Source organism: Kitasatospora sp. NPDC004615 (assembly GCF_042873545.1).
GTDB lineage: Bacteria > Actinomycetota > Actinomycetes > Streptomycetales > Streptomycetaceae > Kitasatospora.
In genome coordinates, this window is the sequence record NZ_JBIALQ010000003.1 from 304,959 (window position 1) to 328,261 (window position 23,303).

At 73.1% G+C, this 23,303-nt stretch carries 22 protein-coding genes; 10 read left to right on the top strand and 12 right to left on the bottom strand.

The features are described from left to right. Window positions 1–42 precede the first annotated feature (42 nt). The 6 genes from ACFYS8_RS12510 to ACFYS8_RS12535 all read right to left on the bottom strand — a co-directional run bounded on the left by ACFYS8_RS12510 (window position 43) and on the right by ACFYS8_RS12535 (window position 5,758). Complete coding sequence (locus ACFYS8_RS12510) at window positions 43–180, bottom strand: hypothetical protein (protein WP_387639602.1); 138 nt, start codon at window positions 178–180, stop codon at window positions 43–45. Then, the gene (locus ACFYS8_RS12515; RefSeq protein WP_387639605.1) at window positions 177–1,115 is read right to left on the bottom strand and encodes a helix-turn-helix domain-containing protein; all 939 of its coding nucleotides are present in this window, start codon (window positions 1,113–1,115) and stop codon (window positions 177–179) included. Before ACFYS8_RS12515 ends, ACFYS8_RS12510 begins: the two co-directional genes overlap by 4 nt. Next, window positions 1,112–2,062 carry a LuxR C-terminal-related transcriptional regulator gene (locus ACFYS8_RS12520; RefSeq protein ID WP_387639608.1) on the bottom strand — a complete coding sequence of 317 codons (951 nt, stop codon included), beginning with the start codon at window positions 2,060–2,062 and terminating at the stop codon, window positions 1,112–1,114. The genes ACFYS8_RS12515 and ACFYS8_RS12520 overlap by 4 nt, the downstream gene beginning before the upstream one ends. Next, on the bottom strand, window positions 2,055–3,026 hold the full coding sequence (locus ACFYS8_RS12525; protein ID WP_387639611.1) for a helix-turn-helix domain-containing protein: 972 nt from the start codon (window positions 3,024–3,026) through the stop codon (window positions 2,055–2,057). The genes ACFYS8_RS12520 and ACFYS8_RS12525 overlap by 8 nt, the downstream gene beginning before the upstream one ends. After that, window positions 3,019–4,023 carry a LuxR C-terminal-related transcriptional regulator gene (locus tag ACFYS8_RS12530; RefSeq protein ID WP_387639614.1) on the bottom strand — a complete coding sequence of 335 codons (1,005 nt, stop codon included), beginning with the start codon at window positions 4,021–4,023 and terminating at the stop codon, window positions 3,019–3,021. Before ACFYS8_RS12530 ends, ACFYS8_RS12525 begins: the two co-directional genes overlap by 8 nt. 625 nt (window positions 4,024–4,648) lie before the next feature. After that, complete coding sequence (locus tag ACFYS8_RS12535; RefSeq protein WP_387639617.1) at window positions 4,649–5,758, bottom strand: TDT family transporter; 1,110 nt, start codon at window positions 5,756–5,758, stop codon at window positions 4,649–4,651. Between the two features lie 70 nt (window positions 5,759–5,828). On the opposite strand from ACFYS8_RS12535, the gene ACFYS8_RS12540 reads away from it, so the two are divergent. The 3 genes from ACFYS8_RS12540 to ACFYS8_RS12550 all read left to right on the top strand — a co-directional run bounded on the left by ACFYS8_RS12540 (window position 5,829) and on the right by ACFYS8_RS12550 (window position 10,212). Next, window positions 5,829–6,758 (top strand): LysR family transcriptional regulator, encoded by a 930-nt coding sequence (locus tag ACFYS8_RS12540; RefSeq protein ID WP_387639619.1) that lies wholly within the window; start codon window positions 5,829–5,831, stop codon window positions 6,756–6,758. Window positions 6,759–6,845: 87 nt separating this feature from the next. After that, the gene (clpB, locus tag ACFYS8_RS12545) at window positions 6,846–9,449 is read left to right on the top strand and encodes an ATP-dependent chaperone ClpB (RefSeq protein ID WP_387640698.1); all 2,604 of its coding nucleotides are present in this window, start codon (window positions 6,846–6,848) and stop codon (window positions 9,447–9,449) included. A gap of 199 nt (window positions 9,450–9,648) precedes the next feature. Continuing rightward, window positions 9,649–10,212, top strand: a complete 564-nt coding sequence (locus ACFYS8_RS12550) for a YbjN domain-containing protein (RefSeq protein WP_380480394.1) — start codon at window positions 9,649–9,651, stop codon at window positions 10,210–10,212. Window positions 10,213–10,282: 70 nt separating this feature from the next. Here ACFYS8_RS12550 and ACFYS8_RS12555 read toward each other — a convergent pair whose 3' ends face one another. From ACFYS8_RS12555 to ACFYS8_RS12565, 3 genes are all read right to left on the bottom strand, one after another. Then, window positions 10,283–11,680, bottom strand: coding sequence for a DUF2079 domain-containing protein (locus ACFYS8_RS12555; protein ID WP_387639623.1), 1,398 nt, complete (start codon window positions 11,678–11,680; stop codon window positions 10,283–10,285). A gap of 280 nt (window positions 11,681–11,960) precedes the next feature. Next, entirely contained in the window at window positions 11,961–13,049 is a 1,089-nt protein-coding gene (locus ACFYS8_RS12560) for a peptidase (protein WP_387639625.1), read from the bottom strand. Between the two features lie 4 nt (window positions 13,050–13,053). Further along, on the bottom strand, window positions 13,054–13,527 hold the full coding sequence (locus ACFYS8_RS12565; protein WP_387639628.1) for a hypothetical protein: 474 nt from the start codon (window positions 13,525–13,527) through the stop codon (window positions 13,054–13,056). 248 nt (window positions 13,528–13,775) lie between these two features. On the opposite strand from ACFYS8_RS12565, the gene ACFYS8_RS12570 reads away from it, so the two are divergent. Further along, the gene (locus ACFYS8_RS12570; protein WP_387639630.1) at window positions 13,776–14,936 is read left to right on the top strand and encodes a pyridoxal phosphate-dependent aminotransferase; all 1,161 of its coding nucleotides are present in this window, start codon (window positions 13,776–13,778) and stop codon (window positions 14,934–14,936) included. 11 nt (window positions 14,937–14,947) lie between these two features. Here the strand turns inward: ACFYS8_RS12570 and ACFYS8_RS12575 are convergent, their stop codons facing one another. Continuing rightward, window positions 14,948–15,478: a hypothetical protein gene (locus ACFYS8_RS12575; RefSeq protein ID WP_387639633.1), complete on the bottom strand. Its 531-nt coding sequence runs from the start codon at window positions 15,476–15,478 to the stop codon at window positions 14,948–14,950. A gap of 48 nt (window positions 15,479–15,526) precedes the next feature. After that, on the bottom strand, window positions 15,527–15,889 hold the full coding sequence (locus tag ACFYS8_RS12580) for a hypothetical protein (protein WP_387639635.1): 363 nt from the start codon (window positions 15,887–15,889) through the stop codon (window positions 15,527–15,529). A 575-nt stretch (window positions 15,890–16,464) separates the two neighbouring features. On the opposite strand from ACFYS8_RS12580, the gene ACFYS8_RS12585 reads away from it, so the two are divergent. The 4 genes from ACFYS8_RS12585 to pyrE all read left to right on the top strand — a co-directional run bounded on the left by ACFYS8_RS12585 (window position 16,465) and on the right by pyrE (window position 20,665). Continuing rightward, window positions 16,465–17,067, top strand: coding sequence for a DUF2617 family protein (locus ACFYS8_RS12585; RefSeq protein ID WP_387639638.1), 603 nt, complete (start codon window positions 16,465–16,467; stop codon window positions 17,065–17,067). A 117-nt stretch (window positions 17,068–17,184) separates the two neighbouring features. Continuing rightward, on the top strand, window positions 17,185–18,843 hold the full coding sequence (locus tag ACFYS8_RS12590) for a spermidine synthase (RefSeq protein ID WP_387639641.1): 1,659 nt from the start codon (window positions 17,185–17,187) through the stop codon (window positions 18,841–18,843). A 389-nt stretch (window positions 18,844–19,232) separates the two neighbouring features. Next, a complete protein-coding gene (locus ACFYS8_RS12595) occupies window positions 19,233–20,096 on the top strand; it encodes a CoxG family protein (protein ID WP_387639644.1) in 864 nt (287 codons plus the stop codon). 32 nt (window positions 20,097–20,128) lie between these two features. Beyond that, window positions 20,129–20,665, top strand: a complete 537-nt coding sequence (pyrE, locus tag ACFYS8_RS12600; protein WP_387639646.1) for an orotate phosphoribosyltransferase — start codon at window positions 20,129–20,131, stop codon at window positions 20,663–20,665. Window positions 20,666–20,770: 105 nt separating this feature from the next. Here pyrE and ACFYS8_RS12605 read toward each other — a convergent pair whose 3' ends face one another. Further along, entirely contained in the window at window positions 20,771–21,487 is a 717-nt protein-coding gene (locus ACFYS8_RS12605; protein WP_387639649.1) for a DedA family protein, read from the bottom strand. Window positions 21,488–21,750: 263 nt separating this feature from the next. Between ACFYS8_RS12605 and fbaA the strand changes: the two genes are divergently transcribed. After that, window positions 21,751–22,773, top strand: a complete 1,023-nt coding sequence (gene fbaA, locus ACFYS8_RS12610) for a class II fructose-bisphosphate aldolase (protein ID WP_387639651.1) — start codon at window positions 21,751–21,753, stop codon at window positions 22,771–22,773. Window positions 22,774–22,871: 98 nt separating this feature from the next. Beyond that, entirely contained in the window at window positions 22,872–23,291 is a 420-nt protein-coding gene (locus ACFYS8_RS12615) for a DUF3151 domain-containing protein (protein ID WP_387639654.1), read from the top strand. Window positions 23,292–23,303 lie beyond the last annotated feature (12 nt).

Below are 23,303 nucleotides of genomic sequence, written 5' to 3' on the forward strand. Positions count from 1 at the left end.
GGGCCGCTCGGCGGCGGCGCCAGGGCGGTCGGTTCCGATCGGTCATTCCGGTGCTCCGCGCAGCTGCCGGCCGAGCCGGAACAGGGTCTCCGCATCGTAGAGGTCGCGCAGCAGGGCGATATGGGCGGCCACCGTCCGTTCCGACGGGCCGAGCCGGGAGTCCGGCAGTCGGTCCGTCACCGGGCACCGTCCCGCATCAGCCAGCCGAGCTGGAAGAGCGTCCCGGCGTCGTAGCGTTCGCGCAGGCGGGCGATGTGTTCGGCGACGGTGCGTTCGGAGACGCCGAGGCGGCTGGCGACAGCGCGCTGGGTGAGGCCCTGGGCGAGCAGGCGGGCGATCCGGTCGGTGACGGCGGGGACGGCGCCGCCCGCGAGGTCGTGCCACGGGACGCGTTCGGCCCGCTCCCAGTCGCGCAGGAACAGGCCCACCAGGTGGCCGACCACGGCCGGGTCCTCGATGAACGCGGCGGTGCGGTTGTCGGCGGACGCCGAGATGATCGCCACCTTGCGGTCGAAGATCAGCATCCGGGTGAAGTCCTCGTCCAGCGAACGCAGCCGCATGCCCCAGCCGGTGGCGCGCACCGCGTAGTCGATCACCGCCGGATCGGTGCTGCCGACCGGCTGGTAGAGGATGTCCATCCGGGCGCCGGCGGCCAGGGCCCGCTCGGTGCGGTCGCTCTTCTCCAGGTAGACGGTGGGGCGGTGGCCGGGCTGCGCGGCCAGCACCTCCTCGCGGAAGTCGGCCTCGATCTGCAGCAGCCGGTGCCGGATCCGGTCCACGTCGAAGATGTGGGTGATCTGCGGCGCCCGGTCGCCCCGGCGGGTGGAACTGTCGAACGCGTCCGCCAGCTCGTCGAGTTCGGCCGGAACCCGCTCGGCCTCGATGAACCGGCGGGTACCGGCCTCCCGCAGTTCCCGGCTCAGCCGGTGGCTGACGTTGCGCGGGTTCACCGCGGTCAGCTGCTCGCTCTCGTCGTGCTGGATCAGCAGGCCCAGTTCGAGCAGCCGGGTGGTGGCCTCGGCGTCCTGCTCGACCGCCTCCCGGACCGAGACCCGGCCGCCGGCCCGCAGGACGGCGAGGTAGAGCGCCCGTTCGGCCGCGGTGGGCCCGGTCATCGGACGCCGTCCCGCATCAGCCAGCCGAGCTGGAACAGGGTCTCGGCGTCGTAGCGCTCGCGCAGGCGGGCGATGTGGGCGGCGACGGTGCGTTCGGAGAGGTTCAGGCGGGAGGCGATGGAGCGCTGGGTGAGCCCGGCGGTGAGCAGCTCGCCGATCCGGCGTGCGGTTTCCGGGAGTTGACGTCCGGCCAGGTCGCGCCAGGGAGCCCGGACGGCGCGGGCGAAGTCGCGCTGGAAGACGGCGACCAGGTGGTCGACCACGGCGGGGTCCTCGATGAAGGCGGCGGCGAGGGTCCTGGTGGACGCGGAGACGACCGCCACCCGCCGGTCGAAGATCAGCATCCGGGCGAACGGCTCGTCCAGGACCCGCACGCGGACGCCCCAGCCGGTGGCCTCGGCGGCGTAGGCGACGGTGTGCGGGGCGTGCCGGGTGAGCGGCTGGTAGAGGACGTCGATGACGGCTCCGCGGGCCAGCGCCTTGTGCAGCCGGGAGCTGTCCTTCAGGTACTCGGGCGGGCGCGGTCCCGGCTGGGCGGCCAGGCCCTCCTCGCGGTAGTCGGCCTCGATCTCCAGCAGCCGGTGCCGGACCTGCTGGACGCTGGTCAGGTGGGCGATCCCGGCGACCGGTTCGGTGCGGCGCTGGGCGGTGTCGTAGGACTCGGCCAGTTCCTCGAAGCCGGCCGCCGTCCGGTCGGCACGGGTGAGCAGGCCGGTGGCGCGCTCCCGCAGGGTGCTGCCCAGCCGGGCGCCGGCCGTGCGCGGGTTGACGGCCGCCACCCAGCCGTCCACCACGTAGTGCTCCAGCAGCCCCAGTTCCAGCAGCCGGGCGGCCGCGCCCGCGTCCTGTTCCATCACCTCGCGCAGCGAGACCCGGCCGGCCCGCAGGACGGCGAGGTAGAGCGCCCGTTCGGCCTCGGTCGGGGGGACGGTGTCCGGTTCAGTCACGGTCCTCGCCCCCGCGCATCAGCCAGCCGAGCTGGAACAGGGTGTCGGCGCCGTGCTGGTCGCGCAGGCGGGAGATGTGGCCGGCGACGGTGCGCTCCGACAGGCCGAGGCGGGTGGCGATGGCGCGCTGGGTGAGGCCCTGGGCGAGCAGGCGGGCGGTGCGGTCTACGGCGGTGCGGGTGGGGGCGGTGTCGAGCAGTGAGTCCCAGCGGACGCGCTCGGCGCGGGCCCAGTCGCGTTCGAAGCCGGCCACGACCATCGCGACGGTGGCGGGGTCGAGGATCAGCGCGGCCCGGCTGTGGTCCTCGGCGGCGGGGACGACGGCGGTGCAGCGGTCGAAGACCAGGGCGCGCTGGAAGGGTTCGTCGAGCAGCCGGACCTCGCCGCCGGCCTCGGTGAGGGCGGCGGCGTAGCGGATCGCGGCGGGTTCGGCGAGCACGCCGGGCCGGTAGAGGGTGCGGATCCGGCAGCCGCGCCGCAGCACCGGGAGTTCCTGGTGGAGCGAGGTCTCCAGGGCGCTGGGGGCGAACGCGCCGGGGTGGGCGGTGAGGGCCTCTTCGCGGCAGTCCGCGCCGAGTTGGGCGATCCGCCGGCGGATGTGCTCGCGGCCGATCACCTGGATCTCGCAGCCGGCCGGTTCGATCGGGCGGGGGACGCTCTCGTACGCGGTGATCAGCGGTTCGAGGCGGCCGGGCAGGCATTCGGCGCGGTTGAGCAGCCGGGCGGCCTCGGTGTTCATCTCGGCGCCGAGGCTCTCGGCCACGAACCGCGGGTCGACGGCCAGGTAGGCGCCGTCCAGGCCGTCGGAGATCAGCAGGCCGGTGCGGAGCAGTTCGGCGAGCGCGGGCCGCTGCGGGTCGGCGATCCGGTCGGCGGCGATCCGGCCGCCCGCGTCGAGGATCTCCAGGTAGAGGCGTCGGGCGAGGTCGTCGACCGGCGGGGGTACGGCGGAGGGGTCAGCCACGTCCACCGCCTCTCATCAACCAGCCGAGCTGGAACAGGGTCTGGGCGTTGTGCAGGTCGCGCAGCCGGGAGATGTGACCGGCCACGGTGCGCTCCGACAGGCCGAGGCGGGTGGCGACGGCGCGCTGGGTGAGGCCCTGGGCGAGCATCCGGCCGACCCGGTGGGTGACGGTGCGGGTGAGGGTGCGGCCGTCGAGGCTGTTCCAGTGCACCTGGTCGGCCCGGGCCCAGTCGCGTTCGAAGCCGGCCACCAGGTAGGCGATGGCGGCTGGGTCCTCGACGAAGGCGGCGCGGCTGTGGTCGTCGGCGGCGGGGATCACGGCGATCCGCCGGTCGATGACGATCACCCGCAGGAACGGCTCGTCCAGGACGCGGAGTTGGGCGCCCTGCTCGGCCATCGCGGCGGCGTGCCGGACGGCGCTCTCCTCGGTGAGCGCGACCGGCTGGTAGAGGGTGCGCATGGTGCCGCCCCGGCGGAGCATCAACTGGTCCTGGGTGTGGGCGAGTTCGAGGACGGCGGGCGGGCGCAGGCCGGGCTGGGCGCTGAGCAGTTCGAGCCGGCAGTCGGAGACCAGCTGGGCGATCCGCAGCCGGATGCTCTCCTGGCCGTCCACGTAGACCGCCCGCCGGGCCCGGTCGGCGGGCCGGGGGACGGCGTCGTAGGCGCGGGCGAGCGGGTCGAGGGCGGCGGGCAGCCGGTCGGCGTCGAGCAGCAGCCGGGTGGCCTGGGCGCGCAGGTCGGCGCCGACGCGTTCGGCGACGGCGCGCGGGCTGACGGCGACGTAGCACTCGTCGATGCGGTTGGGCATCACCAGTCCGATGGCCACCAGCTGCTCCAGCAGGGCGCGTTGGCGTTCGGGGGTGAAGTCGGAGCCGGGCAGTTCCGGGTGGTCGAGCGGGATCCGACCGCCGGCGGCCAGGATGGCGAGGTACAGCCGGGAGGCGTCGTCCTCGGGGAGTGTGTCGTCCGGGTCGGACTTCGGGTGGTCCGCAGCCACGTCGAGCTCTCCTGCCGTCTTCCTCCGTTGCGGATGATGATCTCAGCAGGGCCGTCCGGCTCGACGGCGGGAGTCCCCGCAGACGGGCGCGTCCCCCGGGGGCGGGCGCCACAGGCACCCGGACCCCGGAGGACCCGCTCGTGTCACGCCAAGCGTCAAGGCGCTTTCGGCGAGGCGGAGCAGCAACGCCTCACCGATCCCGGTCCCTCGGCCACCACCACACGTGGCGTCCGGACCGGTGCTCTTCCCCCCGTTGCGCAGATACGAACGCACCTGTCGCCCCCACGCGAAGAGCAAGTCGCCGACTCGGGCTGCGGCGGCCCGGGACGACTTGACGTGACTACACCCTCACAGCGCGGGGAACGCCGAACAAGTGCTCTCCGGCTGCAGGTTCCCGCAAGTGCAGGAACCTGCAGCAAACCACTCGATCGAGTGACCGGAATCCTCGATTTTTCGGCATTGCCCCCCTCTCCGAGCAGGCATTCGTCCCTCTCCGACGGTCCGCCGGGGCGGTAGCGTCGCGCGGCACGGAAATGTCACTGGTGTCTCCGAGAATTCGACAATCCTTCGCCGAATCCACCGATCCGGAATCGCCCGCACGCGACTCACCCGGTCCCGATAAGGGCTAGAGGAGCCGCCCGGCCTTCAGACCGGCCAGGGTGCGGGCCGAGGCCACCGCCCAGGCGGTGAAGAGCAGCAGCCACAGCGCGACGCCCAGCCCGGTGAAGCCGCCGAAGCCGGTGTGCCGGGACAGCGCGGCCGAGCCGGTGACGAGCGTGCCGACCGGGAAGGTGAACGCCCACCAGGTCATCGCGAACGGCATCCCGGCGCGCAGCGCCCGCAGGTTGGCGACCAGCGCCACGGCCAGCCACAGCAGCGCGAACCCCATCACCGCGACGCCGTAGACCTCCGCCAGGCCGCGTGCCACCGCCGCCCCCTGGTGCCCGGCGCCCGGCAGCGCGAACGGCACCGCGTCGGCGAACTGGTTCACGGCGGTGGTGGACTGGCCGAGCGGGCCGAGCACCAGGAACAGCGACGGGGTGAGCACCACCGCGGGCAGCTTGCTGTGCACCAGGCCGCCGAACACCACCGGCAGCAGCGCCAGGGTGGCCAGCAGACTGGCCCCGAACATCGCCACGCACCCGTACAGCAGCGCCTGCCGGGCCGTCCCCTCCGGCAGGTGCGGCACCAGCGCGGGGCCGAGCGCGGCGGCCACCATCGGGGCGACCACCGGCAGCAGCCAGGTCGGGTTGGCCTCCAGCGCGGACAGCCGGTGCCGGGTGATCATCAGGTACGGCAGTCCGGCCGCGACCACGAGCGCGTACAGCGTCCCGGCGCTCCACAGCAGTACGTCCAGCGCCAGCCCGGCCCGCTCGCCGATCACCGGCCCGCCGACCGCCAGCGCGCCGTAGCCGACGGCCAGCAGCGCCATCGGCGGGCAGCCGTAGAAGACGGCGGCGGCCGGCTCCTCCAGCAGGGTGCGGCGGGCCTGCTCGCGGTGGCGCACCAGGTGCACGGCGCGGGCCGCCAGCAGGACGGCGAGCAGCAGCAGCGACAGCGTCCACACCGCCTCGGCGAGGACCAGCCGGCCCGGCAGGTCGACCGGCAGCGCGGCGGCGCCGTTGCCGGTGATCGCGGTGCCCATCACGGCGGCGTACCAGTTGGGTCCGAGCCGGGACAGCCTGGGCAGGCTCGGGGTGTGCGGGTGGGTCTGCGGCGCGAGGAGGGTTGCCATGGCACCACCGTCCCCGCGCGGCTGGGGCGGCGGTAGCGGGGGCTCCGCTATGAGGACATAGCCTGGGCCTATGGCTCTCTCCCCGCACGTCCCGGAACTCGGCGCCCTGGAGCTGCTGCTCGCGGTGGCCCGGCTGGGCAGCGTCGGCCGGGCCGCGGCCGAACTGGGCGTCAGCCAGCCCGCCGCCAGCGCCCGGATCAAGGGGATGGAGCGGCAGATCGGGGTCGCGCTGCTGGAGCGCTCCCCGCGCGGCTCCCGGCCCACCGAGGCGGGCCGGCTGGTGGTCGAGTGGGCCCGGCAGGTGGTGGAGGCCGCCCAGGCGCTGGACGCCGGGATCGACGCGCTGCGCGAACGCCGGGACGCCCGGCTGCGGGTGCTGGCCAGCCTGACCGTCGCCGAATACCTGATGCCGGGCTGGCTGCTGGCGCTGAGCGAGGCCAGCCCGGGCACGGCCGTCACCCTGCGCACCGCGAACTCCGCGGACGTCGCCGCCCGGGTGCTGGCCGGGGAGGCCGACCTCGGCTTCGTCGAGGGCACCTCCACCCCGCCCGGCCTGTCCGGCGCGGTGGTCGCCACGGACCGGCTGGTGGTGGTGGTCTCCCCCGAGCACCGCTGGGCCCGCCGCCGCACCCCCGTCACCGGACCCGAACTGGCCGCCACCCCGCTGGTGCTGCGCGAGGTCGGCTCCGGCACCCGGGAGGTGCTGGAGGAGGCGCTCGCCCCGTACGGCGGGCCGGCCGCGCCCCGGCTGGAGCTGGCCTCCTCGACGGCGCTGAAGGCCGCCGCGATGACCGGCGCGGGCCCGGTCTGCCTGAGCGAGCTGGCCGTCACCGAGGAGCTGGCCACCCGCCGGCTGGTCGCCGTCCCGCTGGCCGGGCTGGAGCTCCAGCGCCCGCTGCGCGCGGTCTGGCCGGCCGGTCAGCGCCCGGCCGGCCCGGCCCGGCTGCTGCTCGGGCTGACCCGCGGGGGGCAGCCGCCGCAGGGCCTCAAAAAAAGTTGAGCGGAATAGACTCAACTTAGTGCATGCTGTAGTCAGCAGACTTGGTCACGAACCAGATGACCCGCAGACGAGAGGGGTATGCCCGCAGTGGACGCCAGTAAGTTCACCAGCAAGACGCAGGAGGCCCTGTCCTCCGCCATCCGCCAGGCCGGCACCGCGGGGAACCCCGACGTCAAGCCGGTGCACATCCTGCTGGCGCTGCTCGACCAGCCGGAGGGCCTGGCCCGCCCGCTGCTCAAGGCCGTCGCGGCGGACGCGGCGCCGATCGCCACCGAGGCCCGCCGGCAGGCCGCCGCGCTGCCCGCCGCCCAGGGCTCCACGGTGGCCGCCCCCCAGCTCGCCCGGGACACCCTCGCGGTGCTGGAGGAGGCCGGCAAGCGCGCCGCCGATCTGGACGACCAGTACGTCTCCACCGAGCACCTGCTGGTCGGCCTCGCCGCCGAGGGCGGTCCGGTGGCCGAGCTGCTGAAGCAGCACGGCGCCACCCCGAAGGCCCTGCTCGCCGCGTTCAAGGACGTCCGGGGCAGCGCCCGGGTCACCTCGCCGGACCCGGAGGGCACCTACAAGGCGCTGGAGAAGTACGGCTCGGATCTGACCCAGGCCGCCCGGGACGGCAAGCTCGACCCGGTGATCGGCCGCGACCAGGAGATCCGCCGGGTGGTGCAGGTGCTCTCCCGCCGCACCAAGAACAACCCGGTGCTGATCGGCGAGCCCGGCGTCGGCAAGACCGCCGTCGTCGAGGGCCTGGCCCAGCGCATCGTCGCCGGTGACGTGCCGGAGTCGCTGCGCGGCAAGCGCCTGGTCTCGCTCGACCTGGCGGCGATGGTGGCCGGCGCGAAGTTCCGCGGCGAGTTCGAGGAGCGGCTGAAGGCCGTCCTGAACGACATCAAGGACTCCGACGGCCAGGTCATCACCTTCATCGACGAGCTGCACACCATGGTCGGCGCGGGCGCCGGCGGCGACTCCTCGATGGACGCGGGCAACATGCTCAAGCCGATGCTGGCCCGCGGCGAGCTGCGCATGGTCGGCGCCACCACGCTGGACGAGTACCGCGAGCGGATCGAGAAGGACCCGGCCCTGGAGCGCCGATTCCAGCAGGTGCTGGTCGGCGAGCCCACCGTCGAGGACACCATCGCCATCCTGCGCGGCCTCAAGGGCCGTTACGAGGCGCACCACAAGGTGGAGATCACCGACGCCGCGCTGGTCGCCGCCGCCACCCTGTCCAACCGGTACATCACCTCCCGCTTCCTGCCCGACAAGGCGATCGACCTGGTCGACGAGTCGGCGTCCCGGCTGCGGATGGAGATCGACTCCTCCCCCGTCGAGATCGACGAACTCCAGCGCGCCGTGGACCGGTTGCGGATGGAGGAGCTGGCGCTGGAGAACGAGTCCGACCCGGCCTCCGTCGAGCGCCTCGGCCGGCTCCGCCGCGATCTGGCCGACAAGCAGGAGCAGCTCAGCACCCTCAACGCCCGCTGGGAGCAGGAGAAGAAGTCCCTGAACCGGGTCGGCGAGCTCAAGGAGCGCCTCGACGACCTGCGCGGCGCCCTCGACCGCGCCCAGCGGGACGGCGACTTCGAGCGCGCCTCCAAGCTGATGTACGCCGAAATCCCGGCCGCCGAGCGCGAGTTGACGGAGGCCCAGGAGCGCGCGGCGGACGAGCCGAACACCACCATGGTCAAGGAGCAGGTCGGCCCGGACGACGTGGCAGACGTGGTCTCCTCCTGGACGGGCATCCCGGCCGGCCGGCTGCTGGAGGGCGAGAGCGCCAAACTCCTGCGCATGGAAGACGAGTTGGGCAAGCGCCTGATCGGCCAGCGGGAGGCCGTCCAGGCGGTGTCCGACGCGGTGCGCCGCACCCGCTCCGGCATCGCCGACCCGGACCGCCCGACCGGCTCGTTCCTGTTCCTCGGCCCGACCGGCGTCGGCAAGACCGAACTGGCCAAGGCGCTCGCCGACTTCCTGTTCGACGACGAGCGGGCGATGGTCCGGATCGACATGAGCGAGTACGGCGAGAAGCACTCCGTCTCCCGCCTGGTCGGCGCCCCGCCCGGATACGTCGGCTACGAGGAGGGCGGCCAGCTCACCGAGGCGGTCCGCCGCCGCCCCTACAGCGTGGTGCTGCTGGACGAGGTGGAGAAGGCCCACCCCGAGGTGTTCGACGTCCTGCTCCAGGTGCTGGACGACGGCCGCCTCACCGACGGCCAGGGCCGCACGGTCGACTTCCGCAACACCATCCTGATCCTCACCTCCAACCTCGGCTCGGCCCACCTGGTCGACCCGGCCACCCCGGAGGAGCGGAAGAAGGAACTGGTGCTGGAGACCGTCCGGCAGGCGTTCAAGCCGGAGTTCCTCAACCGGCTGGACGACATCGTGGTCTTCGACCCGCTGAGCACCACCGAGCTCAGCCGGATCGTCGACCTCCAGGTCGCCGCGCTGGCCCGCCGCCTGCACGAGCGCCGGCTCACCCTGGACGTCACCGCGGCCGCCCGCGACTGGCTGTCGCTCACCGGCTACGACCCGGCGTATGGCGCCCGCCCGCTGCGCCGCCTGGTGCAGTCCGCGATCGGCGACCAGCTGGCCAAGGAGATCCTCTCCGGCCGGGTCCTGGACGGGGACACCGTCCTGGTCGACCGGGACGAGGCGAACGACCGGCTCAGCGTCGGCCCGAAGCCCTCGCTGGTGAAGTGACCAGGTGAAGTAGCGATGCCCCTCCGACGGGCGGAGCCCCTGCGGGCTCCGCCCGTCGGCGTGTGCGCACCGCCCGGGACCAGGCAGGAACACCCCGAGGTCACTCTGTGCCGGGAGCCACGAATGAGGCAGGATGGAGGCATGAGAAGGCGGCCCCCTATCGGCAGCCGACCTTGTGCACCGTGAAAGGGACACCCCCGTGAGCATCGACCCGTCGTCCATCCCGTCCTTCGGCCTGCCGCAGCCGCCGCAGGGCGGACAGCCCGGTGGCGCTCCGGCCGGGCCGCCGCCGGTGATCGTCCCGGACCAGAACCTGGTCGCCCAGCTGCTCGACCAGATGCAGCTCAAGCACGTGGTGGACGAGGAGGGCGACCTCACCGCCCCCTGGGAGAACTTCCGCGTCTACTACATGTTCCGCGGCGACCACAAGGAGCTGTTCGCGGTCCGCGCCTTCTACGACCGCGCGTTCCCGCTGGAGAAGAAGGGCGAGATCCTCGACCTGATCGACGAGTGGAACCGCGAGACCCTGTGGCCCAAGGTCTACACCCACACTCACGAGGACGGCGTGGTCCGCCTGATCGGCGAGTCCCAGATGATCGTCGGCAACGGCGTCAGCCTGGAGTACTTCGTCGGCACCACCGCCAACTGGACGCAGGCCGCGGTCGGTTTCGAGCAGTGGATGGTCGAGCGCCTGGGCCTGCAGGAGCAGGTCGAGGACGAGAAGCCCGCCGACGGCGAGGACGGCCCGGCCGACGAGGCCTGAGCCTCCGCCCCCTGGCACACGGAAGGGCCCGCGCCGGATCGGTGGGCGGGCCCTCTCGCGTTCTCGCGCACTACTCGGCGACCGGCCCGCGCAGCAGCAGGACGCCCTCCTCCTCGCGCACCGTCCAGAAGCCCTCCGTGCGCAGCTTCGCTATCTCCGCGGCCTCCTGAGCCCCGTTCAGCGGCCACCCCATCGGGTTGCGGGTGTCCAGCACCACCCAGTCCGCGGTGCGCCAGTCCTTCGGCCAGCCGAACTCGAACACCGTGCAGCGGCCGGTCAGTTGGGGCACCAGCCGGTTGCCGGCCGCCACCCGCGCCCCGGACGGTATGTCGGCCAGCACCGACTGCACCGTCCGCACGTGCGCGGAGTCCCGGTAGAAGCCCGCGTCGGTCGCCTGCGCCATCGGGAAGAACGGGAACAGCACCCCGGTGACCACCACGCTGCTGGCCAGGAACGGCGCCGTCGCCCAGCGCCCCCAGTGCGGCTTCGCGGCCCGCAGCCGGATCAGCACATCGACGAACGCCACGAACACGATCGGCATCAGCACCACGCTGTAGTGGTACTGGGTGCCCCAGTACATCGGGTTCTTGCTGAGCAGCCGCCAGCCCAGCGTCGGGACGGCGACCAGGAACAGCGGCGAGCGCAGCGCCAGCAGCAACGTCGGGATCAGCAGGAAGAACAGCAACCGCCCCTCGACGGTGGCGGTCACCAGGTGCCCGGGAATCGACAACAGCCGCTCCACCAGGCTCGGTTCGGTGCCGGGCTGGCTCTCCAGGTTGTCCCAGTAGTTGTAGGCGTGACTGGGGCTCATCGCCGGCAGCAGCACCAGCAGTTCCACCACGCTGGCCAGCACGCCGGACACCGCCGTCACCAACCCGAGCCGACGCGGCCCGCGCCAGGCGACGTAGCCGCCGATGACGGCGACGGTGAGGCCGAGATCCTCCTTCACCAGGCAGAGCGGCGCCGCCCAGGCGACCGCCGCCACCCAGCGCCGCTCCGCCAGCGCGACCACCGAGAACGCCAGCAGCGGCGCCGCGAAGGCCACCTCGTGGAAGTCGAAGCCGATCGTCGAGCCGACGCCCCAGGAGAGCCCGTACCCGAGCGCCACCGCCACGGCCGCCGCACGGCCCAACTCCCGCTGCGCCCAACGGGAGATCGGCACCACGGCCAGCGCCAGCAGGGCGGCCTGCCCGAGCAGCAGCGTCTCGGCGGCCGGCCACACCAGGTAGAACGGCACCAGCGCCAGCAGGATCGGCGAGAAGTGGTCGCCGAGCAGGTTGAAACCGTTCCCCTTCAGCGGGGTGACCGGCAGCTCGAAGTGCGCGTAGCTGCGCACCGCCTGTTCGAATATCCCCAGGTCGTAGCCGGTGGTCAGCAGCAGCCCGTGGCGCCGCAGGCAGAACACCGCGTAGAACGCGAAGAACCCGGCGGCCAGCCCCCACGGCAGCAGCCCCGGCCAGTTGATCACGCGCCGGCCGGCCGGCGGGCTGCCGTCTTCCCCGCTCAGCCGGACAGGAGACGACGATACGACTGTTCCGGACGCCATATCTTCACTTCCGATAGCCCCACGCGGGCCCGGTTCCCCCCGGCCCCACGGATCCCCGAAGGAGGATCACCCCTCTGGCGGCAGACTATGCCAGCCTCCGCGAACCGACGATCCGTCCGAGGTACGAGCACGCACGGCCGCGGCCCCGGCGGACGGTGTCCGGCGGGGCCGCGGCCTGGAGGGTCGAGCGGGCTTTCCGTGGTCAACGGCGGCGCCGACGACGGAACTTGGGCAGCAGCAGGCCCACCGCGGCGAGCGCGAGGGCCGCGAGCCCGGTGACCACCGGGGTGGAGAAGTGACCGGCCCGGGCGACCGCCGCGGTGACCGCCCCGGTGGCGCCGGGAGCCGCCGGGAACGTGACGGTGGCCCGCGTGGAGTGCTCGACCAGGCCACTGCGGAGCGCCAGCTCCACGGCCCACGGGCCCTCCGGCACCCGGGCGTCCAGCGGGACGATCGCGTCCCCCCGCTCGCCCGGGGCCAGCGTGGTGCCCGTCCTGGCGGAGAAGGGTCCGGCGCGCAGTCCGCCCGGCCCGTCGGAGAGCACCAGCCTCCCGCCGATGTCCAGGGCACGTCCCCCGGTGTTGTGGATCCGGGCGCGCAGCTCGGCCCGCCCGTCGCTGCCCCGGCCGGGAGTGAGCTGCTCGATCTCGAAGTCCGAGGCCGGCTCACCGCCCGGGCCGATGTCGAGGTACATCCGGACGCCGACCCGGCCCAGGAGCGTCAGATTGCCCGCACGCTTCTCGGGCGGGCCGGTCTGCGCCCAGATGACGCCGTACCGTTCGCCGGCGGAGGCGTTCTTGGGCACCTGGATGGTGGCGCGGACCTTCGCCGTCTCGTGGGCCGCCAGGTCGAGGCCGGTGGTGTCGAGCGACGTCCAGCCGGTCAGCTCGTTGGCGGTGCGGTCGGCCGCGACGGTGAACTGCCCCTTCGCGACGGACGCCGCCGCCGCGTAGACGTCGATGTGCATCGGCGTGGACGACTCGTTGCTGACCTCCACCCGGCGCTCGATGGTCGAGCCCGGCGCGAGGTGGTCGACGATGTAGGCGTGCGCCCTGGGGTCGTCCTGGCGGTCCTCCGGGGCGTCGAGCAGCTTGATGCCGATGGTCCGCTGCTCCGGGTTCGCCTCCGGGGACGGCCGCCCGTGCTCCTCGTGCTCCTCGTGCCGCTCGTGCTCGGCCGTGCTCGGCACCGGGGAAGGCATCCCGTCCGCCATGGCCGGCAGCACCGCGGCTGTCTGGACGGCGGCCGCCAGCAGCAGCAGCGGTACCACGTACCTGCGCGCGCGCTTCATCGCGTCAGCTCACGGACTGGGTCAGCGTGCCGGTGTACTGCCCGCCGACCGCCGAGGCGGGCACGTTGACGCTGACGGTCGGGTTCCAGGTCGCGGTGTTGTCCCCGACCCCGGCAGTTCCGGTGAGCACCGTCTGCGCGGCGTTGCTCAGCGTCACGTTGGTCGTGGTGACGGTGATGGTGCCGGTCGTCGTCACCGAGCCGACCGTGTAGGTGGCGTCGGAGGCGGGAATCGTCTGCGCCCCGTGTGCGAAGTCCGTCTCCGCCGCGGTCACCGTCCAGGATGCCGAGAGCAGGGCGCGGTCGTCGGTGACCGTGCAGGTGCCGATCGGGGAACTGATCGTGGTGCCCGGCGCTCCCGAGCCGAGGGTCGCGAACGCCGGTACCGACAGCGACAGCGCGCCGGAGGTGACCACGAAGGTGACGGTGGTACTGGGGTCGTCCGCCTCGTCGGCGACAGCCAGGCCCGGCTGGGTCATGGCGAGGACGGCGGCCACGGCCGCGGCAGACAGAATTCGTGCACGCACAATAGCCCCCGTAGTAACCCCCCACCGACTGACATACCGATCGAAAACGTCTCTTGACGTGCGATCAGCCAATCCAGCGCGGCCGGTACCCGCAACCCGGATTGCGCCGATCCGCCCCGCCGGAACGAGCACCGCTGTGTGCTTGTCCACGGCCCGCCGCCGTCGGAGGATTGGCCGACCACAACCTGCGAGGAGCCGCAATGGGTGCAAGGCCGCTGCTGAACCGCCGACTGGCGGGCATGGGGACGACGATCTTCGCCGAGATGTCCGCCCTGGCCACCGCCACCGGCTCGATCAACCTGGGGCAGGGGTTCCCGGACACCGACGGCCCCGAGGAGGTCCGGGAGGCGGCGGTCCGGGCCCTCCGTGACGGCCGCGGCAACCAGTACCCGCCCGGCCCGGGCGTGCCCGAGCTGCGTACCGCGATCGCCGAACACCAGCACCGCTTCTACGGGTTGACGGTCGATCCGGATACCGAGGTACTGGTCACCGCCGGCGCCACCGAGGCCATCGCCGCCGCCCTGCTCGCCCTGCTGGAGCCCGGCGACGAGGTGATCGCCTTCGAGCCGTTCTACGACTCCTACGCGGCCTGCATCGCGATGGCCGGCGCGGTCCGGGTGCCGCTCACCCTCCGCCAGCCCGCGTTCCGCCCGGACCTCGACGAGCTGCGCTCGCTGATCACCCCGCGCACCCGGCTCCTGCTGATCAACACCCCGCACAACCCGACCGGCACCGTGCTGACCCCGGAGGAACTCGCCGCGATCGCCGAACTGGCCGTCGAGCACGACCTGTTGGTGATCACCGACGAGGTCTACGAGCACCTGGTCTTCGCCGGCGCCCACCACCCCCTCGCCGCCCTCCCCGGCATGCGCGAGCGCACCGTCGCGATCTCCTCGGCCGGCAAGACCTTCTCGTTCACCGGCTGGAAGGTCGGCTGGGTCACCGGCGCACCCGAGCTGGTCGCCGCCGTCCGCACCGCCAAGCAGTACCTGACGTACGTCTCGGCCGGCCCGTTCCAGTACGCCGTCGCCGAGGCGCTGCGGCTGCCCGACTCGTACTTCGCCGAATTCCGCGCCGAGTTGCACCGCAAGCGCGACCTGCTGGCCGCCGGGCTGACCGAGGCCGGGTTCCGGGTGTTCGAACCGCAGGGCACGTATTTCATCACCACCGACATCACCCCGCTCGGCGAGAAGGACGGCATCGAGTTCTGCCGCACGCTGCCCGGCCGGTGCGGGGTGGTGGCGATTCCCAACGCGGTGTTCTACGACAACACCGACCTCGGCATCAGCCAGGTCCGATTCGCCTTCTGCAAGCGGGAGTCGGTGCTGCGGGACGCCGTCGAGCGGCTGCACCGGCTCTGAGGACCCACCCGTTACCGGGGAGCCACCGGCATCGCGTCGAAACCGTCGAACAGGTAGGCGTAGACCTGGCCCAGAAACGCCGTCAGCCGGCGCTGGTCGTGGAAGCGGATGTAGGTCAGCGCGTACCACTGGTCGACCGTCAGTGGGCGGTTGCGGATGAGGTGCAGCAGGCCGGCCCGAATCACGTCCTGATAGTCGGGCCACGCCTCGTCGAAGGTCTCGCGCAGCTCACCGAGATCGTCGACCGCCTCCACTCCGAGAATCCCGGCGCAGAAGTGCACGAACCGACGGTCCACCCCCGGCGCATCCAGCCCGAGTTCGCCGAGGCCGATCTCGGTCGGATCGATCGCGAACGCGGTGGCCTTGCCCGCGCACTCCAGGAACGGGCCGTAGACCGCCTCGAACGGGAGGATCGGCGACAGGTCGTGGTTCTTCAGTGCCGCAGCCCGCAGGGCGTCCTCGGCTTGGTACAGGGCGTCCTCGGAGTCGAACCGGCTGGCCCAGGGCCCACTGCGGGGCGGGAGCTCGTTGCGAAGCGGCATGGTGTCGCCGCTTCCTTCCAGGGTGTGATCGGAGCAAGGACCGACAGGTCAGGACCAGAGCATGTCGACCCAGTCCGGCATCGGGGCCTCCGGGTCCGGTGCCACCGGCAGCTCGCTCCGGCCCTCGAAGAGGTGGTCGAAGAGATCCTGCAGGTAACCGTACAGATGCGCCTCATCGTTGAAGGCAACCTTGGTGAGACGGGCCCAGTCGATCACGTCGCAGGGCCGCTCCCCCAGTAGGTACTCCAGGGCCTCTCGAAGATGGCGGGAGAACGCGGATTTCCGTCGTTCCGCGCTCACCCGCGCCTCGTGGACGTCGTCGATGAACTCGGGCGAGAGCGCGTAGCGGAAGAACGTACCGATCGCCGGGTCGGCGTCGAAGTACGGAATGCTGGACGGCTGGAAACTCACCTGTTCCTCCCTCTGTCTGTCGGGTTCCGGGAACATGGTGACCAGACGGTGTCCGCCGTTGCCGTGATCCAGACAAGCTCCGGCGGTAACTCGATCGACAACGCTCAACCCCCAGATCCGAGCGGACACTTGCTTGGTTCCAACACGAAGGCCGAACGGGACTTCCCATGCGGTTCCCACCGGCCCGGCGAGGCGCCGCGAGCACGGGGCATCCGGTGGGCGGCGATTCCGGTGCCGGGTGTCCTGTCGTGTCCGGACGCCCTTCACCCCGAGCGCACTCCAGGAGTGCACGGCGCGCGAGACCGGCGTGGTGGCGCCCGTCGGACAGAGTGCAACCCGGGACCGATCACACCCAGTCGGGCACAGGCCTCAGAACGGTGAATGAGTGCCAAACATGGGTAAATCCCTGACGGACCCGGAGAATTCATGCTTCTCTGCTGCTGAATCTCCAGCCGGAATTCCTCCTTCCCCCCGGTCGGCCGCGCCCCGGATCAGACAGTCTCGAACAGCCTCACGCACTGAGGAGTGGAATCCGGCCGTTGGGGCGCGTACGGAGCTGAAACGCGGAGCCGAGCATGCTCACCACCTTGCAGACCTCCTACACGGACACCCGCGCCGGCGACCTGGCCTGGCAGCTGGGCGGCGATCCGCTTCCCGCGCTGGCCGTCCGTGACATCGGACTCGACGACGGGACCGGCCGGTCCGGCGCCCTCGGCGGCACCCTCCAGCTGCGGCTGCTGGGCGCCTCCCACCAGGTCGTCCTGGCGGCCGGCCCGGGCGACTGCCTGGAGACGGTGGCCTGCCTGCCCGGCCGCCGCACCCCGCTGCCGGCCCGGGTCGCCGAGCAGGTGGCCGGCTGGGAGTACGAGTTCGCCGCCCGGATCGAGGAACTCCCGCCGCACGTGTTCGCGGCCCGCGCCCAGGAGCTGCTGGCCCTGGTCGAAGGGCACCCGCGGGCGCTGGCCGGGGTCTTCCCCGGCGACCCGAGCGCCTTCACCGCGCTGGTCGCCCACTGCGGGGACCGCCGGGTGCACTGGCGCACCTGGCACGCCTACCCGCAGGAGGGCCGCCTGGTGTGCACCCGCTCCTCGCTCTCGCTGCGCCGCACCGTCGAAGCAGCCCCGGGCGGCGAGGGCGGCCGGAGCGGGCACAGCGGGCACGGCGGGCACAGCGGCTAGGCCCCGGAAACGGACCGGAACCGCAGGCCGGACGGTGACCGGACGTCAACCGGACGCCGCCCGCTGTCCCCCGATTGGGCGCAGCCATTCACCCGGGCTCTCGCCTAGCGTTCATTCATGATCAACCATCCGGTCGGACGGTCCGCGCAGCCGGGTCCGGACGCCCCCGCTCCCCCGCCGGCGGCCGAGTCCCGGCCCACCGCCACCCGCACCGCGGGCCTCGGCGGCGCGATCCGGGCAGCGGGCGCCATACCGCTCGCCCTGCCCGCCCGGCCGGCCCGGATCCTGGTGCTGCTGGCCGCGTTCGTCTGCGCGGCCTGCGGCCTGGTGTACGAACTCGAACTGGTCGCGCTCGGCGGCTACCTGCTGGGCGACTCGGTCACCCAGACCTCCGTGGTGCTCTCCGTGATGGTCTTCGCGATGGGCATCGGCTCGCTGCTCGCCAAGGGCCTCACCCGCCGCCCCGCCACCTCCTTCGCCCTGGTCGAGTACGCGCTGTCGCTGACCGGCGGCCTGTCCGCACTCGCCCTGTACTGCGGCTGGGCCTGGCTGCGCCAGCCGCACGCCACGCTGGTCGCGCTGGTCGCCGCCACCGTGCTGATCGGGCTGCTGATCGGCGCCGAGATCCCGCTGTTGATGACGCTGATCCAGCGGATCCGGCGGGAGCACGCCGGCCGGGCCGTCGCCGACCTGTTCGCCGCCGACTACGTGGGCGCGCTGATCGGCGGCCTGGCCTTCCCGTTCGTGCTGCTGCCCGCGCTCGGGCAGGCCGCCGGCGCGCTGGTGACGGGCGCCGTCAACGCCGTCGCCGGGGCGGTGGTGGTGCTCTGGCTGTTCCGCGCCGAACCCACCCGGCGGGCCCGCCTGCTGCTGTGGACCGGCTGCGGCCTGGTGCTCGCCGTCCTCGGGCTGGCCGCCGCCTGCACCGGCGCGATCGAGCGCGCCGCCCGGCACGCCCTGTACGGCGGGCCGATCCGGTACGCGGCGCAGAGCCGCTACCAGGAGATCGTCCTCACCGGCGGCCCGGCCGGCGTGCTCCCGCCGGATCCGCTGAAGCTCTTCCTGGACGGCCGGCTCGCCGTCTGCGGCGCCGACGAGTACCGCGAGCACGAGGCGCTGGTCCGCCCCGCGCTGGCCGGCGGCCCCAGCGACCGGGTGCTGGTGCTCGGCGGCGACGGCCTGGCGCTGCGCGAGGTGCTGCGGCACCCGGCGGTGCGCAGCGTGCTGGTGGTCGAGCGCGACCCGGCACTGTCCGCGCTGGCCCGCCGGGACGACGCCTACGACGCGCTGACCGAGCACGCCTGGGACGACCCCCGGGTGCGGCTGGTGACCGCCGAACCGATGGGCTGGCTGCGGGAGACCCCCGACCAGTTCGACGTGATCGTCTCCGACCTGGACGACGAGGCCGCGCACGGCAAGTACCGCTCGCGCGAGTTCTACGGCCTGGCCGCCCGGCGCCTCGCCACGGACGGGCGGCTGGCGGTGCGCGGCGGCGCCCCGGACGGCGTGCTGTGGAGCTCCGAGGCGGGGCTGGCCGCCGCCGGGCTGGACGCCGTCCCGTACCAGGGCGTCGCGCCGGCCGCCGACGACTGCGGGCCGGCCGGGCCCGCCCCGGCGTTCCTGCTGGCCGCCCACGACGCGCCCGCGCTGGCGCTGGACCCGGCCGCGCCCGCGCCGCGTTCGCTCACCGTCGACGGGCTGCGCGGCACGGCGGCCCGGCTGTCCGCGCACCGGCCGTCGCCGCTGCCGCCGCCGCACTCGCTGATCGGCCCCTGACCGGGGCACCACCCTCCGGCCGGGCCCGCGGCGCTCGAACCACCGCTCGCCGTGCGCCCGTTCCGAGCACACCCAGCCCGGCTGTGGGCGCGGGGCCTGGCTGTCCACCCACCGGCCGTCGCCGCGCTCGGCCACCGTCCGGCCGGGCCCACGGCGCTCGAACCACCGTCCGCCGTGCGCCCGTTCACGGCACACCCGGCCCGGCTGTCCGCGCACCGGCCGTCGCCGCTGCCGCCGCCGCACTCGCTGATCGGCCCCTGACCGGGCGCCGTCCGGCCGGGCCCGCGACGTTCGAACCGCCGTTCGCCGTGCGCCCGTTCGCGGCACGCCCGGCCCGGCTTCGGGTGCGGGGCTCGGCACGGCGGCGGCCGGTCGGTAGGCTCGCTGGTATGGAGCATGAGGTTGTCGTCCCGGTGCCCGCCGAGGTGGTGCGGGAGGCGCTGCTGGACCGCGAACTGGTGGCCCGCTGCGTGCCGGGGCTGAGCGCGGTCGCGTCCACGTCCGCGCCCTCGGCGGCGAACAGCCGGCTCAAGGTCCGGATCGCCGGCTCCACCATCACCTTCGCCGGCCGGCTGTCGGTGGGCGACTGGCAGGACGGCGCGCTGGAGCTGCGGCTGACCGGCGAGGAGATCCGCGGCGCCGCCCCGGTGACCGCCGAACTGCGGGTCACCCTGCGGGAGCGGCCGGGCGAGACCGTGGTGTGCTTCGCGACCTCGCTGACCGCGTCCGGCCGGCTGGCGGGCTTCACCGCCCCGGTGCTGGAGACGGCCGGCCGCCGGCTGATCGACCGGGCGGTGGCGGCCCTGGTGGCCGAGCTGTCCGGGCCGGGCGAGGACGCCGAGGACGAGCCGGCGGACGGCGCGACCGTGGTGTTCCTGGACGAGCGGGCACAGGGCCCGGACCTGGACGACGACCTGTCCGACCTGATCGCGTTCGGCGAGGACGACCTGCCCGAGCCGGTGCCGGTCACCCGCCCGGAGCCGGCGTTCGAGCAGGAGAGCGCCCCGGTGCGGCGCAGCATCGTCGGCCGCTCGGCGGAGGAGGTCGACCACGCCCCGCCGCACGGCCGGTACGCGCCCGCCCCGCCGGCGCACAGCGCGCGGGCCCGGGCCGCCACCCGCTGGGGCGGCGCGGAGCCGGCCCTGGTGCCGGGCGCGGGCGGCGAGCGCAGCGCGCTGCCGTGGGTGATCGGCGGCGGGGTGGCGCTGCTCGGCGGCGCGGTGGTGCTGGTCCGGGCGCTGCGGCGGCGCTGACGAGGCCCTTTCTGCACCTAAACTGGCTGTCCATGAGCAACGACCGGGACGCCCTGCTGGCGCAGATCAAGAACAAGGCCGTCGTGCACGGCAAGGTCACCCTCTCCTCGGGCCGGGAGGCCGACTACTACGTCGACCTGCGCCGGATCACCCTGGACGCGGAGGCGGCCCCGCTGGTCGGCAAGGTGATGCTGGACGCGGCGGCGGACCTGGAGTTCGACGCGGTGGGCGGCCTGACCCTGGGTGCCGACCCGGTGGCCGCGGCGATGCTGCACGCGGCGGCGGCCCGCGGCCGCAAGCTGGACGCCTTCGTGGTCCGCAAGACGGGCAAGGCGCACGGCCTGCAGCGCCGCATCGAGGGCCCGGACGTGAAGGGCCGCCGGGTGCTGGCGGTGGAGGACACCTCGACCACGGGCGGTTCGGTGCTGACTGCCGTGGAGGCGCTGCGCGAGGCGGGCGCCGAGGTCGTGGGCGTCGCGGTGATCGTGGAGCGCGGCGCGGCCCCGGCGATCGCGGAGACCGGCCTGCCGTACATCACCGCGTACACCCTGGACGACCTGGGCCTGTGAGCCCCTGGACCGGCGCCCGGGAAGCGCGCCGGTTCCACGTGGAACGAGCCAGAGGCCCCGGCCACCGGAAGGTGGTCGGGGCCTCTCGCATCGAGCGGTGCGGGCTCAGTGCTTGCGGTGCCGGCCGCTGCCGAGCGCCTCCGCGGCCTCGGCCTCGGCGGCGCCGCCGGCCTTCTTCTTCTTCCGCTCGCGGATCACCTCGACGATGATCGGCGAGATCGAGATCAGGATGATCAGCGCCATCGCGGGCAGCAGGTACTTGTCGATCACCGGGGCGAGCTGGTCGCCGGTGAAGTAGCCGATCAGCAGCATGGTCTCGGTCCACAGCACACCGCCGACGACGTTCCAGAGCAGGAAGGTCTTGGCGGGCATCTGCAGGGTGCCGGCGACCGGGTTGAGGAAGGTCCGCACGATCGGGATGAAGCGGGCCAGCACCACGGCCTTGGCCGGGCCGAACTTGTCGAAGTAGTCCTCGGCCTTCTCCACGAACTCGGGCCGGAAGATCTTCGAGTTCGGCTTGTCGAACATCTTCGGGCCGACCTTGCGGCCGAGCAGGTGGCCGAGCTGGGCTCCGGCGATCGCGCAGAGCGGCGCGCCGATCAGCAGCATGGCGATGTTCATCTGGGCACCGTCGCCGAGCACCGCCGGGGCGGCGCTGGAGGCGGCGACACCGGCCAGGATGAGCAGCGAGTCACCCGGGAAGAAGAACCCGACCAGCAGGCCGGTCTCGGCGAAGATGATCGCCAGGATCCCGATGGCGCCGACGGAGGCGACGAGCGATTTGGCGTCAAGGACGTTGACGGCGAGCTGGATGTGTTCCACGCGCGCAGGATAGCCCGACTCGCTTCGCGAAGGCTCGGCCGGAGGCCCGCGAACCCCCCTGCGGGAGCGCCCGCCCGAGCCGTTGTCCCAACCTGCGGGCCGCTGGGTGTGTCCGCGGGGCGAGTCTGGGAAGATGACCGAGGTGTCCGGCCCGCGGTCGAGCAACCACCCTCAGCTCGTGCCGCATCCGTCGTGAACCACAGGCGTATCGAGCCTTCGGACAGCGTCGTCCGATCGCCCCACACCGACAGGAGCGGATTCGCATGCCCATCGCAACTCCCGAGGCCTACAACGAGATGCTCGACCGGGCCAAGGCGGGCAAGTTCGCCTACCCGGCCATCAACGTCACCTCGTCGCAGACTCTGCACGCCGCCCTGCGCGGTTTCGCCGAGGCCGAGAGCGACGGCATCATCCAGATCTCCACCGGTGGTGCGGAGTTCCTGGGTGGCCAGCACAACAAGGACATGGTGACCGGCGCCGTCGCGCTGGCCGAGTTCGCGCACATCGTCGCGGCCAAGTACGACATCACCGTGGCCCTGCACACCGACCACTGCCCGAAGGACAAGCTGGACGGCTACGTCCGCCCGCTGCTGGCGATCTCCGCCGAGCGCGTCGCCCGCGGTGACAACCCGCTGTTCCAGTCGCACATGTGGGACGGCTCGGCCGAGACCCTGGCCGACAACCTGTCCATCGCGCAGGAGCTGCTGGCCCAGGCCGCCGCCGCCAAGATCATCCTCGAGGTCGAGATCACCCCGACCGGCGGCGAGGAGGACGGCGTCTCGCACGAAATCAACGACGAGCTGTACACCACCGTGAACGACGCGGTGCGCACCGCCGAGGCGCTCGGCCTGGGCGAGAAGGGCCGCTACCTGCTGGCCGCCTCGTTCGGCAACGTGCACGGCGTGTACAAGCCGGGCAACGTGGTGCTCCGTCCGGAGCTGCTGGCCGACCTGCAGGCCGAGATCGGCAAGCAGTACGGCAAGCAGGACCCGTTCGACTTCGTCTTCCACGGCGGCTCCGGCTCCACCGCGGAGGAGATCCGGACCGCGCTGGAGAACGGCGTGGTCAAGATGAACCTCGACACCGACACCCAGTACGCCTTCACCCGCCCCGTCGTGGACCACATGTTCCGCAACTACGACGGCGTGCTGAAGGTCGACGGCGAGGTCGGCAAGAAGAACACCTACGACCCGCGCACCTGGGGCAAGCTGGCCGAGGCCGGCATGGCCGCCCGCGTGCTGGAGGCCGCGCAGCAGCTGCGCTCGGCCGGCAAGCGGATGAAGTAACAGCGCCACCGCCGGTGCCCCGTACCCGCCCGGGTGCGGGGCACCGGCGTTTCCGGAAGCGGCGACCACCGGCCGCCCGAGTGGCAGACTGGCACACCATGGAGATGCACAAGAACCTGCTCGACGGACCGGAGCCGACCCTCCTGCCCGAGGAGGAGCAGCCCTACCGGATGCTCGCCGAGGAGTCCGCCTCCCCGACCCAGGTGGCCGCCGAGTACCCGGCGTTCTGCCTGGCCTGGGCGATGCTCGCGGACGACTCGTTCGCGGCCGGCCGGACCGTCGAGTCCTACGCCTACGCCCGCACCGGCTACCACCGCGGCCTCGACCAGCTGCGCCGCGCCGGCTGGCGCGGACACGGCCCGGTCCCGTGGGAGCACCGCGGCAACCGCGGCTTCCTGCGCTGCCTGGCCGCGCTCGCCCGGGCCGCCGGCTCGATCGGCGAGACCGAGGAGGAGGCCCGCTGCTGGCAGTTCCTGAAGGACAGCAGCGCCGAGGCGTACGCCGAACTCAAGCAGTAAACCGCACGCACA